10 protein-coding genes and 1 tRNA gene are annotated in these 16,340 nt (G+C 68.6%); 7 read left to right on the forward strand and 4 right to left on the reverse strand.

The genetic code is table 11. The annotated features are described in order from the left end of the window. The 4 genes from K8612_RS39440 to K8612_RS37320 all read left to right on the forward strand — a co-directional run. On the forward strand, positions 1-3,240 hold a 3,240-nt coding region (locus tag K8612_RS39440; RefSeq protein ID WP_223765723.1), incomplete at its 5' end, for a non-ribosomal peptide synthetase. After that, positions 3,237-6,236: an AMP-binding protein gene (locus K8612_RS37310; RefSeq protein ID WP_223765724.1), complete on the forward strand. Its 3,000-nt coding sequence runs from the start codon at positions 3,237-3,239 to the stop codon at positions 6,234-6,236. The genes K8612_RS39440 and K8612_RS37310, both read left to right, overlap by 4 nt. 16 nt (positions 6,237-6,252) lie before the next feature. Continuing rightward, complete coding sequence (locus tag K8612_RS37315) at positions 6,253-7,752, forward strand: MFS transporter (protein WP_223765725.1); 1,500 nt, start codon at positions 6,253-6,255, stop codon at positions 7,750-7,752. 100 nt (positions 7,753-7,852) lie between these two features. Then, positions 7,853-8,926, forward strand: coding sequence for a 3-deoxy-7-phosphoheptulonate synthase (locus K8612_RS37320; RefSeq protein WP_223765726.1), 1,074 nt, complete (start codon positions 7,853-7,855; stop codon positions 8,924-8,926). A 14-nt stretch (positions 8,927-8,940) separates the two neighbouring features. Here K8612_RS37320 and K8612_RS37325 read toward each other — a convergent pair. Then, positions 8,941-9,039: transfer RNA gene (locus K8612_RS37325), tRNA-Sec, on the reverse strand. A 42-nt stretch (positions 9,040-9,081) separates the two neighbouring features. Further along, positions 9,082-10,050 carry a cyclopropane-fatty-acyl-phospholipid synthase family protein gene (locus tag K8612_RS37330; protein WP_223765727.1) on the reverse strand — a complete coding sequence of 323 codons (969 nt, stop codon included), beginning with the start codon at positions 10,048-10,050 and terminating at the stop codon, positions 9,082-9,084. 178 nt (positions 10,051-10,228) lie between these two features. Between K8612_RS37330 and K8612_RS37335 the strand changes: the two genes are divergently transcribed. Further along, entirely contained in the window at positions 10,229-12,610 is a 2,382-nt protein-coding gene (locus K8612_RS37335; protein ID WP_223765728.1) for a DUF3857 domain-containing protein, read from the forward strand. 3 nt (positions 12,611-12,613) lie between these two features. On the opposite strand, the gene K8612_RS37340 is transcribed toward K8612_RS37335, so the two are convergent. Together K8612_RS37340 and K8612_RS37345 are read right to left on the reverse strand one after the other, a co-directional pair. Next, positions 12,614-12,910, reverse strand: coding sequence for a hypothetical protein (locus K8612_RS37340; RefSeq protein WP_223765729.1), 297 nt, complete (start codon positions 12,908-12,910; stop codon positions 12,614-12,616). 29 nt (positions 12,911-12,939) lie between these two features. Next, positions 12,940-14,013: a metallopeptidase family protein gene (locus K8612_RS37345; protein WP_223765730.1), complete on the reverse strand. Its 1,074-nt coding sequence runs from the start codon at positions 14,011-14,013 to the stop codon at positions 12,940-12,942. A gap of 88 nt (positions 14,014-14,101) precedes the next feature. Between K8612_RS37345 and K8612_RS37350 the strand changes: the two genes are divergently transcribed. Both K8612_RS37350 and groL read left to right on the forward strand, forming a co-directional pair. Beyond that, complete coding sequence (locus K8612_RS37350; protein ID WP_120546639.1) at positions 14,102-14,458, forward strand: response regulator; 357 nt, start codon at positions 14,102-14,104, stop codon at positions 14,456-14,458. Between the two features lie 179 nt (positions 14,459-14,637). Next, complete coding sequence (gene groL, locus K8612_RS37355; RefSeq protein ID WP_223741897.1) at positions 14,638-16,281, forward strand: chaperonin GroEL; 1,644 nt, start codon at positions 14,638-14,640, stop codon at positions 16,279-16,281. Positions 16,282-16,340 lie beyond the last annotated feature (59 nt).

A 16,340-nucleotide genomic window follows, 5' to 3' on the forward strand; every position in this document is an offset into this window, starting at 1 on the left:
GCGGCGGACCTCTTCAGCGAGAAGACAGTGCGGAGGATGGTGGAGCACCACCAGCGGGTGCTGGAGGCGCTGGTGGAAGGGCAGCCCGAAGTGAGGCTGCTGACGGAGGAGGAGGAGGGGCTCTACGAGAAGCTCAATGACACGTCGTTGCCGCTGGAGGAGACGTGGAGCTTGGTGGAGACGTTCGAGCACCAGGTGCGAGCGACACCGGACGCGGTGGCATGCATCGGCGTGGACGCGGGTGGCGGGCACCGGCAACTGACGTACCGGCAACTGAATGCGCGAGCGAACCAGGTGGCCCGGCGGCTGCGAGCGCTGGGAGTGGGCGCGGAGACGCGCGTTGCGGTCCTGAGTGAGCGCTCGCCGGAGTTGTTGGTAGCGATGCTGGCCATCTTCAAGGCAGGCGGCTGCTACGTGCCGGTGGACCCCGCGTACCCCCGCAACTACATCGAGCAGATCCTGACGGATGCGACGCCGCAGGTGGTGCTGGGCCGCAGGGGCCACGCGGAAGGCACCCGCGTGGACGTGTGGCTGGACGAGCCGTTGGAGGAGGCCGACGGGGAGGAGGCCGCGCGGCCCGCGAGCCGTCAGTTGGCGTGCCTGATGTACACGTCGGGCTCCACGGGCAAGCCGAAGGGAGTGATGGTGCCGTTCAGTCAGTTGCACAACTGGCTGGAGGCGGGCCAGCGGCGCTCCGCCTACGAGCCGGGCGAAGTGGTGCTGCAGAAGACGGCCATCGCGTTCGCGGTGTCGGTGAAGGAGTTGCTGGGCGGGCTGCTGGCCGGAGTGGCGCAGGTGATGGTGCCCGAGGCGCTGGTGAAGGACAGCGCGGCGCTGGCGGGGCTGATTGAGCGCTGGCGGGTGACGCGAATCCACCTGGTGCCGTCACACCTGAGCGCGCTGATGGAGGCCGCAGGCGAAAACGCACTGACGACACTGAAGCACGTCATCACCGCGGGCGAGGCCCTGCCTCAAGGCGTGCGGGAAGAGGCGAAGCGGAGGCTGCCGGGCGCCCAGCTCTGGAACAACTACGGGTGCACGGAGCTGAACGACGTGACGTACCACCCAGCGAGCCAGGAGGGTGGAGACAGCGTCTTCGTGCCCATCGGCCGTCCCATCGCGAACACGCGGGTGTACGTGCTGGACGAGCAGTTGCGGCAAGTCCCCGTAGGAGTGATGGGCGAGCTGCACGTGGACAGCGTGGGACTGGCCCGAGGGTACTGGGGCCAGCCAGCGCTGACGGCGGAGCGCTTCATCCCGAACGCGTTCGGAGAGCCCGGCAGCCGCCTCTACCGCACGGGAGACATGGTGCGGGTGCTGGCGGACGGCTCACTGGAGTACCTGGGGCGGCGCGACTACGAGTTGAAGGTGCGAGGGCACCGGGTGGACGTGCGCCAGGTGGAGAAGGCGGCCAGCGCGCACCCGGCGATTCGGCAGGTGGTGGTGGCGGGGTGGCCGTTGGGCGCGAGCAACGCGCAACTGACGGCCTACCTGGTGGCGCGGCCGGGCATGGCGGTGGAGCCGAAGCAGGTGCGCGAGTACCTGACGGAGCTGCTGCCAACGTACATGGTGCCGACGCTGTACACGGTGCTGGAGGCGCTGCCACGGCTGCCCAACGGGAAGCTGGACCGGCTGTCCCTGCCCGCACCGGACCTGACGAGCAGCCGCGAGGAGCACGTCGCGCCACGCAGCGCGCTCGAGCAGAAGCTGGCGGCACTCTTCAGCGATGTCCTCGGCCTCGAGCACGTCGGCATCCACGACAACTTCTTCAACCTCGGCGGGCACTCCCTGCTGGCGTCGCAACTGATCTCGCGCATCCGGGCGGCATTCCGCGTGGAAGTAGCGATGGCCGCCGTCTTCGAGTCTCCCATGGTGGAGCCGCTCGCCCGCCACATCGAGGAGAAGCTCAAGGACACATCCCGGGTCCAGCTCTCCAACGTCGTGCCGGTCGAGCGGACGCAGGCGATTCCGCTCTCCTTCCTGCAGGAGCGGCTGTGGTTCGTGCACGAGCACATGAAGGAGCAGCGAACCAGCTACAACGGGACGATCGGCCTCCGGCTCCAAGGGCCGCTGTCAATCCCCGCGCTCAGGGCCGCCTTCCGTGATCTGGTCGCCCGTCACGAAAGCCTGCGCACCGTCTTCCGGGTTCCCAGGGGCCACACCACGCCGGTGCAGGTGATCCTGGATTCGGTGGCGCTGGACATCCCGGTCCGTGACGCGACCACGGCCGACATCATCCCCGGCATGGATGAGCTGGCGGGGCATATCTACGACCTGGAGAACGGTCCGCTGTTCAAGGTCCGCATGCTGCGGCTGGCCGAGGACTCCCACGTCCTCCTGATGGGCATGCATCACATCGTCTACGACGCCTGGTCGCAGTTCAATGTGATGAGCCGCGACATCAACCTGCTCTACGCGGCGCACGTGACGGGAACCGAGGCACGGCTGCCCCCGCTGCCCATCCAGTACGCCGACTTCGCGGTGTGGCAGCGGCAGCAGGACTTCAGTCGCCACCTGGCCTACTGGAAGTCCACGCTGGATGACTACAAGGATGACCTCGAGCTGCCGTACGACTATCCGCGGCCGCCTGACCGGACGTGGCACGCGACCCGGTTCACCTTCCGGTATCCGGATGCCCTGGCGCGCGCGTTCGCCCGGTTCAATCAGGCGCATCAGTCGACGCTGTTCATGGGGTTGATGACCAGCTTCGCCATCGTGCTCCGGCAGTACACCGGCAGGAACGACATCTGCATCGGAACGACCACGGCGGGGCGCACCCACCTGGAGCTGGAGAACCTCGTCGGCTTCTTCATCAACATCCTGCCTTTGCGCATCAACCTGGCGGGTGACCCAGACATTGGCGAGCTGATGCTGCGAGCAAAGCAGAGCGTCCTGGGCGCCTTCGAGCACCAGGCACTGCCCTTCGAACTCCTGCTCAGCGCCCTCAACAAGAAGCGCGACAGCAGCCACATCCCGCTGGTCCCCGTCATGTTGCGCCACCAGAACTTCCCGACGGCGATGACAGGCAAGTGGGCCGAGGGGGTGGACATGGAGGTCATCGAGCGCGACGAACGCACGACGCCCAATGAGCTGGACCTCCAGTTCTTCGGTGACGACACCTACCTGCACGCCGTCGTCGAGTTCCCCGCGCAGCTCTTCTCCGAGGTGACCGTCCGGCGCCTGATGCAGCGGCACCAGAAGGTCATCGAGTTCATGTGCGCGACGCTGGGGGAACAATGAACGCGCTCGCCAGGCAATCCTCCGGCACCCACGATGACGCGGCGGACGCGGACGTCGACCTCCGCGTCGGCGCGCCGGAAGCGCCTCCCAGCCCGAGCGTCGAAGCGCTGGCGCGGCGGCTGCGGCTCGCTGCGGAGAAGCACCCGGATGTCGTGAGGATGATCCGCCAGACGGGCTCGCGGTTCGCCATCCCGCTGACGTGCCCGCGCGGTGCCCGGTCGGCGCGCTTCGGCCTCTGGCTCGGGGAGCTGGACCGCCAGGGAAAGCTCCACACCCTGGTCGCCTCGTACCTGTCGGCCGTGCATCACGTTCGAGTCAGTGTTCAAGAGCCCTGCGCGGAGGCGCTGGAGGTCGTGGTCTCTGCCGCGACAACACCCTCCGGGCTCGACCGGTTCCTGAACGGCCTGGACGCCGTCCTGGAGATCCTGGCCCACGGGCGCAGCGACCTCCTCTTGCGGCACCTCACGGGCCGGCCGCCGCCTGACGAGATCCCCTTCGTGGAGGACTGCGAGGAGCGCGAGGCCCCGCAGGTCGAGGCCGATACCGTGATCTCCGTCCTGTTCCAACCGGCCGACCTCCCGAGCCTGGCGAGGCTGGACGCGAGCCTCCTCGCATATGACGACGCCGACGCCGAAGCGGTAGGCCACGTCTTGGGGACGCTCCTCCAGCCGTTCCTCCTCGAGTCCGCGGGGATGACCGTGGGGCGAACCGCGGTGAGGATCGACCACCTCTGCGTGCCCGGCTTGTGGGTCTCCGACAGCAACGCCATGGAGGCGGCCGCCGTCCACCTGGCGAAGAAGCCCGGCCGGCACGTCATTGCGTTGTGCCAGCACACCGCCCGCCGCCTGGGGAAGGGGAACACGCCATCGCTCTCAAGCGGCCCGCTCTGCGATGGCACGTCGACGGTGAGCCTGCTGGTGCAACGGGTGCTGGACGCGCTCATCGAGAGCGGGGGGCTGAAGGACCAGCGCCTTACGCTCGAACTGGTTGGCGCCGACCCACGAACCGAGGCCGCGTTCCGGGCCCGGGCTTCGTGGCAGGGGGAAGGCCCCGCCGCATCGCCCGTCCACGTCGTCATCCTGTTTCCACAGGCACGTGCAAGCGCGCTCGAGCTTCGGCCGGACAGCGTCGTCATCGATCTCTTTGGCACCTGGAACCTGAGACCGCGCCCCGAGGTCCTCGCGAAGAACATCGTCTACGTGCGAGGGGCCTCGGTCCGCCTCGGGGGCGCGGCCGTCGTCTCGACCCCTTCCTTCGCGCCAGGGCGGATGGAGCCGGCGCTCCTCGAAGCGCTCCTCCGTGAACTCGAAGCGGAAGAGGGGGGCGTCCACGAGCCGCGCATCGAGATCGAGGGGGTGCGCGGATTCTGGGGCGAGCTCCGCCGTGCGGAGTGGGACGCCTTCCACGCGCGCCGCCGGGGCGAGCTGGCGCGGTTCCAGCCTTCGGACCAGGTGACCGCCGCCAACCCGGCGCTCGCCGACGTGGAGGCCAGGGCAACGAACCTCTGCGAGTTCATCTTCCGGGACGCACACCTTCGCTCCGGTTCGCAGCTCATCGAGCCGCGGAGCGGTCGGTCGGTGACCTACGCCGGGTTGCGGCGACTGGCGGCGGCCTATGCGCGACGGTTCAAGGCCTTGGGGCTCCGGCAGGGAGAGGTCGTGGCGCTCGCGGCGCCGGACGGGATTCCGACCGTCGCGGTGATGCTGGGGTGCTTCCTGGGAGGGTGGATCTTCGCGCCGCTCAACCACACCGCTTCGGCCGCGAACTTCGAGGCGATGTTGAGCGCGGCCAGCCCCCGGTTGGTGCTCCATGTCGCGTCGACCGTCGAGCGACACCTGCCGACCTTGCACACGCTGCGGTGCGAGGATCTCGCGTCCTTCCTGCCGCCAGACGCGCTGGACGATGGGGAAGGAGCGGTCTCGCCGGTGCCCGTGTCGCCGGAGGCCCCCGCCGTCATGCTGTTCACCTCGGGGTCCACGGGAGTGCCGAAGGCGGTGCTGCACTCCCACGCCGACTTCATCACCTGCAGTCGTAACTACGCGCCCTACGTCGTCGATCTCGGGCCGGACGACCGCGTCTACACGCCGTCCCCCACCTTCTTCGCCTATGGCTTGAACAACCTGCTGTTGTCGCTCAACGCAGGGGCCACGCATGTCATCGCGGCGCCTCGTGACAGTGGGGTGGGCGTCGCGGAGGTGCTCGCGCGGCACGAAGTGACCGTGCTCTTCGCGGTCCCCGCCATCTACAAGCTGCTCCTCTCCAAGCGCGACGGGAGCGCGCGGTTTCCGAAGCTGAGGGTGTGCATCTCCGCTGGAGAGAAGCTGCCCTGGAAGCTGTACCAGGAGGCGCGGAGCTTCTTCGGCGTGAACGTGCTGGACGGGATCGGGTGCACCGAAGCCGTCTCGACGTTCATCTCGAACCGGGAGAGCGAGGTCGCGCCCGGGTGCACGGGCGTGGTGGTCCCGGGGTTCGAGGTCAAGCTGGTGAACCCGCGCGGCGAGCCCTGTCGGGTGGGTGAGGTCGGCGTCCTCTGGGTGCGAGGCGGAGCCCTGACCCGGGGCTATGTGAACGCCCCCGCCCTGACCGGGGCCCAGTTCGTGGACGGCTGGTTCAACACCCAGGACATGTTCTTCATGGACGCCGAGTACCGGCTCTACAACGTGGGCAGGGCCGGTTCGGTCATCAAGATCAACTCCTGCTGGTTCTCACCGGAGATGATGGAGTCTGTCCTTCAGACCCATCCCCGGGTGAAGGAGTGCGCCGTCTGCGTCGTCCGCGACGACTTCGGACTGCCAAGGCCCAAGGCCTTCATCGTCACCGGTGAGCAGGAGCTCTCCAGGACGGAGCTCGAGCGCTTGTGGAGCGAGCTGCGCGCCCTGTCGAAGGAGAAGCTCGGCAAGGACCACTACCCGCACCTGTTCGCGACCCTCCAGACGCTTCCCCGGACCTCCAGCGGGAAGCTGATGCGGTCCGAGCTCGCGAAGCTGAACACCTGAGGGCCCGGAAGACTCTATGAATCCCATCAACGCAACAGCCGGAGCGGGCCCGGGCAGCACCCAGGTCCCCTACGCGAAACGCTGGCCCGCCCTGTTCGTGCTCCTGGCGGCGTGGTTCATGAACCTGCTGGACGTGAGCATCATGAACGTCGCGCTCCCCAGCCTCCAGGCGGGGCTACAGGCCAGCGACAGCGCCATCCAGTGGGTGCTGGAGATCTACATCCTGACCTATGCCCTGTGCCTGCTCCCCTTTGGCCGGCTGGGAGACATCGTGGGCCGCAAGGGGATGTTCGCCACGGGCGTCGGGGTCTTCACCGCCGCGTCGGTCCTCTGTGGAGCCGCCCCGAGCGCCGACGCACTCATCGCCGCGCGCGGCCTGCAAGGGCTGGGGGCGGCCATGATGTCGCCGCAGGTGATGGCCATCGCGCAGACGATGTTCCCTCCCAAGGACCGGGCGCGAGCGTTCCCCCTGTTCGGATTGACGGCGGGGCTGGCGGCGATCTCCGGGCCGCTCGCGAGCGGTCTCCTGCTTCACGCGAACTTCTTCGACCTCGGCTGGCGGCTCATCTTCCTGGTGAACCTGCCCATCGGGCTGCTGACCATCGCGGCGGCCCTGGTGCTCGTGCCCCGGTCGCCGCAGCACGAGGGGCTTCGCAACGACTGGTTGGGGATTGGCCTCGCGGCGGCCGCGATCCTGTGTCTCATCTTCCCGCTGGTGGAAGGCAGGACCCACGGGTGGCCGCTCTGGTGCTTCCTGGCGATGGCGGCCTTCGCTCCGCTGCTGGTGGCCTTCGTGGCGTGGCAGCGCTTCCTGGCGAGGCGCGGCGGCTCGGCGCTGTTGCCCGTCTACCTGATGTCCAACCGGGACTACCTGATTGGCGCTGGAGCCATCCTGGTCTACTGCGCCGCGCTGCAGGGCTTCTTCGTGATCTTCGCCATCTTCTTGCAGGTGGGGCTCCAGTTCACGCCGCTGCAGGCGGGCCTGGCGACGGCGCCGTTCCCGGTGGGAGTGCTCGCCGCGACGATCGTCTCCGGGCGGATCGCGAGCCTCAAGGCGAAGATCCTGGGTGGAGCGCTGTTGCTGGTGGGGGCGTTCGGGGCGCTCCCCCTCATCGTGGAGAACGGGGGCGGCCACGTCGGCTCACAGGGCTTCGCGGTGCCCTTGTTCCTCGGAGGGCTGGGCGCGGGGATGTGCATTGCGTCCTTGTTCCAGACGGTCATGCGGACCGTGCCGCTGAAGGACGCCGGCTCCGGCTCCGGCGCGGTGCAGGTCATCCAGCAGGTTGGCGGCGCGCTGGGAGTGGCCCTGGTGTCAGCGATCTTCTTCTCGCAGGTCGGGCCGAGGGAGTCTCTGGGCAGCCACGTGCAGGACGCCTTCAGGCGGTCGTTCAATCACACCTCGCTCTTCTTCGTCGGCGCGTTCCTGGTGGTGGCCGCCTCCGCGCTGGCCTTGAAGATCGCGGGACCGGGGGCGGCGTTCATTCCGGCGCCCGCCCCCCAGGAGCCCCGGCCGTGAGTGACGTCGCGACGCGTCCCGGAGCCGCGCTCCGCAAGAACTTCCCAAGCGAGCCTTTGACGGAGCCCCGTCAGGCAAGACGCCTGTAGAGCCCACTGCCATGTCCACTCGCACCGAGAACCTCAACGTGCTGGGATTCGACTGGATGCCTTCCCCGGAGGAGATCAAGCGGCGCGTTCCGCAGACGGAGCGTGCCGCGGCGGTCGTCTTCGCCGGACGCAAAGGCTTGATGGACATCCTGGACCGCAAGGACCCGCGCCTCTTCGTCATCGTGGGGCCCTGCTCCATGCACGACCCGGTGGCGGGGCTGGACTACGCGAGGCGGCTGCGGAAGCTCGCGGATGACGTTCAGGAGACCCTGTTCGTGGTGATGCGCGTGTATTTCGAGAAGCCGCGCACCACCACGGGCTGGAAGGGCTTCATCAACGACCCGCGCCTGGACGACTCCTTCCACATCGAGGAGGGCATGGAGCGGGGCCGCCACTTCCTGCGAGACGTGGCGGAACTGGGCCTGCCCACCGCCACCGAGGCGCTGGACCCCATCGCGCCGCAGTACTACGGCGACCTCATCTCCTGGACGGCGATTGGCGCGCGCACCGCCGAATCGCAGACGCACCGCGAGATGGCGTCCGGCCTCTCCACGCCCGTCGGGTTCAAGAACGGCACGGATGGCTCCCTGGACGCAGCGGTCAACGGCATCGTCTCCGCATCGCACCCGCACAGCTTCCTGGGGCTGAGCGACAATGGTGCGTGCGCCATCATCCGCACGCGGGGCAACACCTACGGCCACCTGGTGCTGCGAGGCGGGGGAGGGCGGCCCAACTACGACGCGGCGTCGGTGGCGCTCGCGGAGAAGACGCTCGCCAAGGCGAAGCTGCCGCTCAACGTGGTGGTGGACTGCTCCCACGCGAACTCCTGGAAGAATCCGGAGCTCCAGCCGCTGGTGATGCGGGACGTGCTGCAACAGATTCGCGAGGGCAACCGTTCGGTGGTGGGGCTGATGGTGGAGAGCTTCCTCCAGGCCGGCAACCAGCCCATCCCCGCGGACCTGATGCAGTTGCGCTACGGCTGCTCGGTCACGGATGCCTGCGTGGACTGGAAGACCACCGAGAAGATGCTGTACGGCGCGCACGAAGCGCTGCTCCACGTCCTGCCCCGCAGCAAGGTGGCGTGACGCGCGAGGCGCGGTGGCGGTAGGGCACGGGAATCGAACTCGCCAGGGACTGCTCTCGCAGCCCCTCACCGGTTTTGAAGACCGGGCCGGCCACCAGGTCCGGAGGCCCTACCGCTTCCGATTACCGCCGCTCCGTGCCAGTCCGTCAACCACCGTCACGGCTTGCGCGCGAACACCACGGCGTATTCATCGCAGTTGAACAGCGCGGGCCACTGGAGCTGCTCCGTCGTCATGCGCATCGCCTTGTGCACATCCGCTCGCACCTGGTGCAGGGAGGTGCTCCCCGGCTTCTGCTCCAACTGCGTCATGCCCCGCAGCGCCACCAGCGCCGTGTTCACCGCCGGGTACACGTCGTCCGCGATGGACTCCACCTTCGCGTCCTGGAACCCCACCCGCCGCAGCTCCGACAGGTAGCGCTCCGTCGACCAGACGTTCTCCTCCGGGAAGGCAATCCGCCCCCGCCAGTAGCGGTAGCGCAGCCGCGCGCGGAGTCCTGCTCCAGCTTCACGGTCCGTCTTCTGCGCCATGTCCGCCATCACCAGCCTGCCTCCCGGCTTCAACACCCGGAAGGCCTCGCGCAGGAAGTCCTGCCGCGTCCGGAAGTGCATCGCGGACTCCAGCGCGAACACCACGTCGAACGCGCCCGCGGGCCCCGGCAACGCCGTGGCGGACCCCACCTCCAGACGGACCACGCCCTCCAGCCCCGTCAGCTTCACGCGCTCCCGGCCCACCTTCACCTGGTTCGGCGTGATGTTCACCCCGAGGATGCTCGCGGGCTTGAACTCCTCCGCCCACAGCAGGTCCTGGTCCGCGTACCCGAAGCCGCAGTCCAAGACGGCATCCCCGGGCCCCAGCTTCGCCGTCCTCGCCAACAGGCGCGCCATCTCCGCCTGGGCGGACCGGAACAGCTCCCCCACGCGCTCCACGTTGGTGTCGTCCACCTTCTCCACGTGCTTCCAGTAGCCCAGGTTGATCCAGAAGGGCTCCCGGCCCGTCGTCACCCGGATGTCCCGCGGCGCCGGCAGCCCCGCCACCCAGGCCCCCGTCTCGTTCGTGTAGAAGCGCTCCGGGTCCGCCAGGAACGCACTCTTCAGCCGCGTCGCGACCTGCCTCACGTTGACCATCCCAAGCCTCCTTGGCCGTCCATCCAGTGGCCGGGACCCTAACCCGTGTCACGGCAATTCCAGACCTGGCGTGCATGGCGGTTTTCACTGGTGAAAGGAACAGGGCCGCTCGCCCGGCGGCCCAGGGGGCGTCTTGCCCGGCGCGTCACCCGGGCTCCATGATGAGCGCCCTTCCGCCATGCGCCGAATCTTCCGCTCCGTCCTCCCGACACCGGGCTTTCTCCCCGTGTCCGTCCTGCTGTTGTGTCTGTCCTTGAGCGCGCATGCGGCGACGGCGGCGTTGCCCTTCCGGGTGGGCCCTCCCGCCAGATGGGTGAAGCCGCTTCCCATTCCCCCGGAGTCCGGCTCGAAGATCGCGGGTGACGACGAGACGAGCGTCGCCTCGCTGCTGATAGATAAACAGGTGCGCGTGTCTGGCCATTCGCGCGAGCAGTACGTGCACGCGGCCTTGAAGGTCCTCGCGCCGCGAGGCATCGACCGCGTCACGGACATCCAGCTCCGCTTCGATCCGACCTACCAGAAGCTCACCGTCCACGGCATCTGGCGCATCCGCGAGGGCCACCGCGAGGACGTCTTCCAGGCCTCCGAAGCCCGCGTCATCCAGCAGGAGGCCGAGCTCCAGAACCGGCTCTACAACGGCACCCTCTCCGTGGTGCCCTTCCTTCGCGACGTGCGCGTCGGCGACACGGTGGAGATGGCGTACTCCATCAACGGGGCCAACCCCGTCTTCGGGGGCCGCTTCTCCGACACGGTCGTCGCGGGCCAGCCCTTCCCCGTGGTCCACTTCTCCTACCGCCTGCTGTGGCCGGAGGGGAGGGGGCGCACGCTCTTCGTCCGGGACTTCGCCGCGCCGGGGTTGACGCGCTCGGAGTCGATGCTGGACGGCGAACGGGAGATCCTCCTGGAGCGCCGCGACGTGCCCGCCGTCCGCTCCGAGGACCAGGTCCCCGGATGGCAGCCCGTCTACCCGTGGGTCCAGTTGAGCGAATACAAGGACTGGAACGACGTGGCGCGCTGGGCCTCCTCGCTCTTCCAGGTGCCCGCGCGCTCGAAGGCGCTGGAGGAGGAGGTCCGCCGGCTCGCGAAGGAGCCCACGCCCGAGGCGCGCTTCCTCGCCGCGCTGCGCTTCGTCCAGGACGAGGTCCGCTACCTGGGCATCGAGATGGGCCCCAACTCCCACCAGCCCCATCCGCCCGACGAGGTGCTCCAGCGCCGCTTCGGCGACTGCAAGGACAAGTCCCTGCTGCTGGTGGCGCTGCTCAAGGGGCTGGGCATCGACGCGCAGCCGGCGCTCGTGAACACGAACCTCACGCGGCTGCTGGACGGCTTGCGTCCCACCTCCACCGCGTTCGACCACGCCATCGTCCGCGCCACCGTGGATGGCCGTGAGCTGTGGGTGGACCCCACGGCGACGCTGGCGCGCGGCGGACTGGACCGCTACGAGCCGCCTGCCTACGGCCGGGCCCTCATCGTCGCCCCTGGCACCACGGAGCTCTCCGTCATCCCCGCGCCCACGCTGACGGAGCCCTCCGTCTTCGTGGACGAGACATACGTCGCGACGAACCGCGACAGGCCGGCGACGCTCGAGGTGGTCACCACCCGCACGGGCGAGTCCGCCAACGCCATGCGCCGCATGCTCGCGAGCACGTCCCTGTCCGAGCTGTCCCGCTACTACGTCAACTACTACGCGAAGACGGACGCGAAGATCGCCGTCGAGAAGCCCATGACGGTGGATGACGACCCCGCGAAGAACGTGCTCGTCGTGCGCGAGCACTACCGCATCGAGGACTTCTGGTCCGCCGACGGCCAACGGGACTTCGCCGCGCACGGCTTGCGCGAGTACCTCAAGGAGCCGAGCTACTCCCGCCGCGCCTTTCCGCTGGAGGTGCAGCACCCCGTCTTCGCCCGTCACCGCATCACGCTGAAGGCCGATGGGTCCCTTCCCGGTGGCAAGGAGCACAGCACCGTGGACGATCCGGCCTTCCACTTCGAGTCCGACACGGGCGCCAACGGCAAGACGGTGGTGCTCGACTACCGCTACCGCAGCCTCGCGGACTCCGTCCCGCCAGAGCGCATCGCGGAGTACGTGAAGGCCGTGCGCTCCACCGAGGAGCATCGCGGCTATTACGTCCAACTCGGGAGCCGTCCCGTCCGCCGGGCCCGGCATGATCCGGCCGGTGCCTCCGGCGCCATCCTCCTGGGCGTCATCGCCACCTGCGTCCTGCTCATGTTCGCCGTCGTGAAGGGCAGTCCGCTGGAGCTCTGGCGCAAGGGCCGCGCCTGGGGCCGGCGCCGCGCCTTCGCGCGCAAGTTCGACGCCGACCACCGGGGCGACAGCGCAGGGTCCGCCATCCCCATCACCAGCCCGCAGGAGCTGCTGTCCACGCTGGGCCGGCTGCGCTGCCCCTGTGGCGCCACCCGCGAGGCCCCACGGGACTCGCTCCGCCACGAGGCCATCATCCTGGGCGACCGCCACCTCACCCTGGTTCAGTGGCAGTGCCCCGCCTGCGCCCGAGCGCGCCGCGCCTACTTCGAGGACAAGGGCTCGCGCGCCGCCTGACGCCTACTGGCAGATGCCCGGGCAGTCCGCGCTGCCCCCGGGCTGGCACGTGTCGGTCGGATCATCCACGCAGGTGTTCCCGGACACGTTCCCCGCGCAGCCCCCGAAGAGCCCGCCGCAGCACTCCACGTACCCCTCCGGCACGTCACACGGCGTGGGGAAGGACTTGCACGTCTCGGTGTCCGAGCGCGCGAACACCACCACCTGCGGACATGTGCGCGGCCCTTCGTCGTCGCCGCCGCCCAGGCAGCCCGTCAGGCCCAGCACCGCCATCAGCCCCAGCTTCGTCCATGCATGCATGGCGCGCATCAGGGCAGGGGAGAACGGCGCTAGTCCAGCCCCCGCTCCCACAGGTCGTCTTCATCCAGACCCATCAGGTGCCCGACCTCGTGCATCACCGTGATGCCAATCTGTTCGATCAGCTCCTCGCGGGTGCGCGCGAAACGCTCCAGGTTCCGCTGGTACAGCACGATGGAGGGCGGGAAGTGATCCGCCGCGTCCATCACGCTGCGCTCGCCCACCGGCGTGCCCCGGAACACCCCCAGGATGCACGGCGACAGCGGCGGCTGCTGACCCAGCAGGTCCTCATCCGACGGCAGGTCCTCCACCGCCAGCGTCACATTGTCCATGTACTGCTTCACCTGCGAGGGCAGGGCGCGCATCGCGTCCTCCACCGCGCGGTCGAACGCCGCCTCCTCCAGGGCCACCGGCGGCGGCAGCTCCTCCGGCGCCAGCGCCTGCGCCCGCAGGAAGCGCCGCTTCGCCTCCTTCGCGTCCCCGCGCCGCTCCGCGATGAGCCCCAGGTAGTGGTGCGCCCAGGCCTCGTCCGGCGCGTCCTTCAGCACCCGCTCGAAGGCCTCCTGCGCGGGCGGGAAGCGGCACAACTCGAACAGCGCGATGCCCCGCTCCAACTGCGCGTCCGGAGAGCGCGGCATGTGCGTCAGCGCCTGGTCCAATATCTTCAGCGCGGACTCGCATTCCCCCAACTGGTTGAGGCCCATGCCCTCCAGGAGGAGGAACTCGTAGACGAGCTCCACGTCGTCGGCGCGCTGCGCCAGCTTCCGCCCCCGGCCGCACCACTCCAGCCCCTCCTCCACCGCCTCGCGGTCCTCGCCGGTGCGGCACACGAGGAACTCCGCCGCGCCAAAGAGGATCTCCAGGTCTTCCGGGGCCACCTTGAGGGCCGCGCCGTAGGCCTTGCCGGCGTCCTCCAGGCGGCCCACCTCCACCAGCGCGGCGGCCCGGTAGTGCAGGGCTTCTGGTGAATCCGGAACGTCCCGGAGCAGGGCGTCAGCGCTGGCGAGCGCGGCCTCGAAGTCCCTCGCCTCGAAGGCGTCCGCCACCCCCTCCAGCCGCGCGTCCACGTCCCGCGCCTCCCCTTGCTTCGCCGTGCGCTTCGCCATTCGGGCAGGCAGCTAAGAAGCCGCCCTTCGCGTTGTCAACGACCGGCGTCGCTGTTACCTTCCAGCGCCCCGTTTCGGCCCAAACCCCGTGAACATCCTGGTCGTCGACGACGATTACGAGCTGTGCACCATGCTCTCTCGCTACCTGGAGATGCATGGCTACACCGTGTTCTCGGCGTCGGACGCGCTCCAGGCCCTGGACATCATGGAGCGCCACCCCGTGGGGCTGGTCATCACCGACTACCTGATGCCCCACCTGGACGGCATCCACTTCACGGAGATGCTGAAGGCGGACCCCCGCTTCCAGAACATCTCCGTCCTGATGATGACCGCCAGCACGGACGCCAACATCTCCGACCGGGGCCTGCGCAAGGGCGTCGCCATCACCCTGCAGAAGCCCCTGGACATGGGGCAACTGCTCAACCTCGTGCGCTTCGCGGAGTAGGTCCTTCCCGGGCGTCCCGGGCCCCCCACCCGGGCGGGCCGGAAGGCGTCCTCAGGCCCACACGCCTGCCCCTTTCCGTTGACATCGTCGATGCGACCCTTATGTTGGCGCTCGACATGGCCGAGTGCTAACGGCCATCCCCATTTGTAGAAATTCCCCAAGTATTATCGGAGGTTACGATGGCAGCGAAGGAAATCTTCTTCCATCAGTCGGCGCGCGATTCCATCCTGCGCGGCGTCCGGGTCCTCGCGGATGCGGTCGCGGTGACGCTCGGTCCCAAGGGCCGCAACGTCGTCATCGAGAAGAGCTTCGGCTCGCCCACCATCACCAAGGACGGCGTCACCGTCGCCAAGGAGATCGATCTCGAGAACCGCTTCGAGAACATGGGCGCGCAGATGGTGAAGGAGGTCGCGTCCAAGACCTCCGACAAGGCCGGCGACGGCACCACGACGGCGACCGTGCTCGCGCGCGCCATCTATGAGGAGGGCCTGAAGCTGGTGGCCGCGGGCCACAGCCCGATGGACCTCAAGCGCGGCATCGACAAGGCCGTGGAGGTGGTGGTCGCCGAGCTGAAGAAGATGTCCAAGACGACCACGGACAAGCAGGCCATCGCGCAGGTGGGCACCATCTCCGCCAACGGAGACGAGACCATCGGCCAGACCATCGCGGACGCGATGGAGAAGGTCGGCAAGGAGGGCGTCATCACCGTCGAGGAGGCCAAGGGCCTGGAGACGACGCTCGACGTGGTGGAGGGCATGCAGTTCGATCGTGGCTACGTGTCGCCGTACTTCGTCACGAACCGCGACCGCATGGAGGTCGTCATGGACGACCCCTACATCCTCATCAGCGAGAAGAAGGTCTCGTCGATGCAGGACATGATCCCCGTGCTGGAGCAGGTGGCGCGCTCGGGCAAGCCGCTGCTCATCATCGCGGACGACATCGAGGGCGAGGCCCTGGCCACCCTGGTGGTGAACAAGATCCGCGGCGTGCTGAACGTGGCCGCGGTGAAGGCGCCGGGCTTCGGCGACCGCCGCAAGGAGATGCTCAAGGACATCGCCACGCTGACGGGCGGCATGGTGGTGAGCGAGGAGCTGGGTCACAAGTACGAGAACCTGACCCTCACGGACCTGGGCCGCGCCAAGCGCATCACGGTGGACAAGGACAACACCACCATCGTGGACGGCGCCGGCCAGAAGGCGGACATCGAGGGCCGCATCAAGCTCATCCGCACCCAGATTGAGACGGTCACCAGCGACTACGACCGCGAGAAGCTCCAGGAGCGCATGGCGAAGCTCGTGGGCGGCGTGGCGGTCATCAACGTCGGCGCGGCGACCGAAGTGGAGATGAAGGAGAAGAAGGCCCGCGTGGAGGACGCGCTGCACGCGACCCGCGCGGCCGTCGAAGAGGGCATCGTCCCTGGCGGCGGCGTGGCCTACATCCGCAGCCTCAAGGCGCTGGACGGCCTGAAGCTGGGCGGCGAGCAGGACTTCGGCGTGGAGATCATCCGCAAGGCGCTGCAGGAGCCGCTGCGCAAGATCTCCAGCAACGCCGGCATCGAGGGCGCCGTCGTCATCAACAAGGTGAAGGAAGGCACGGGCGCGTTCGGCTTCAACGCGCGCACGGAGGTCTACGAGGACCTGGAGAAGGCCGGCGTCATCGACCCGACGAAGGTCGAGCGCACCGCGCTGCAGAACGCCGCCTCCGTGGCGTCCCTGCTGCTCACCACCGAGGCGATGATCGCCGAGCGCCCCAAGAAGAAGGCCAAGGGCGGCGCGGGCGGCGGCGCCATGCCGGAGTACGGCGGCGACGACATGGACTACTGAGCCGGCATCCAGGCTCCGTAGTGCCGTAGGGTTTTTCCGGCCCCGGTGGGCCTCGCGAG

It is taken from the genome of Corallococcus sp. AS-1-6 (assembly GCF_020037015.1).
Lineage (GTDB): Bacteria > Myxococcota > Myxococcia > Myxococcales > Myxococcaceae > Corallococcus.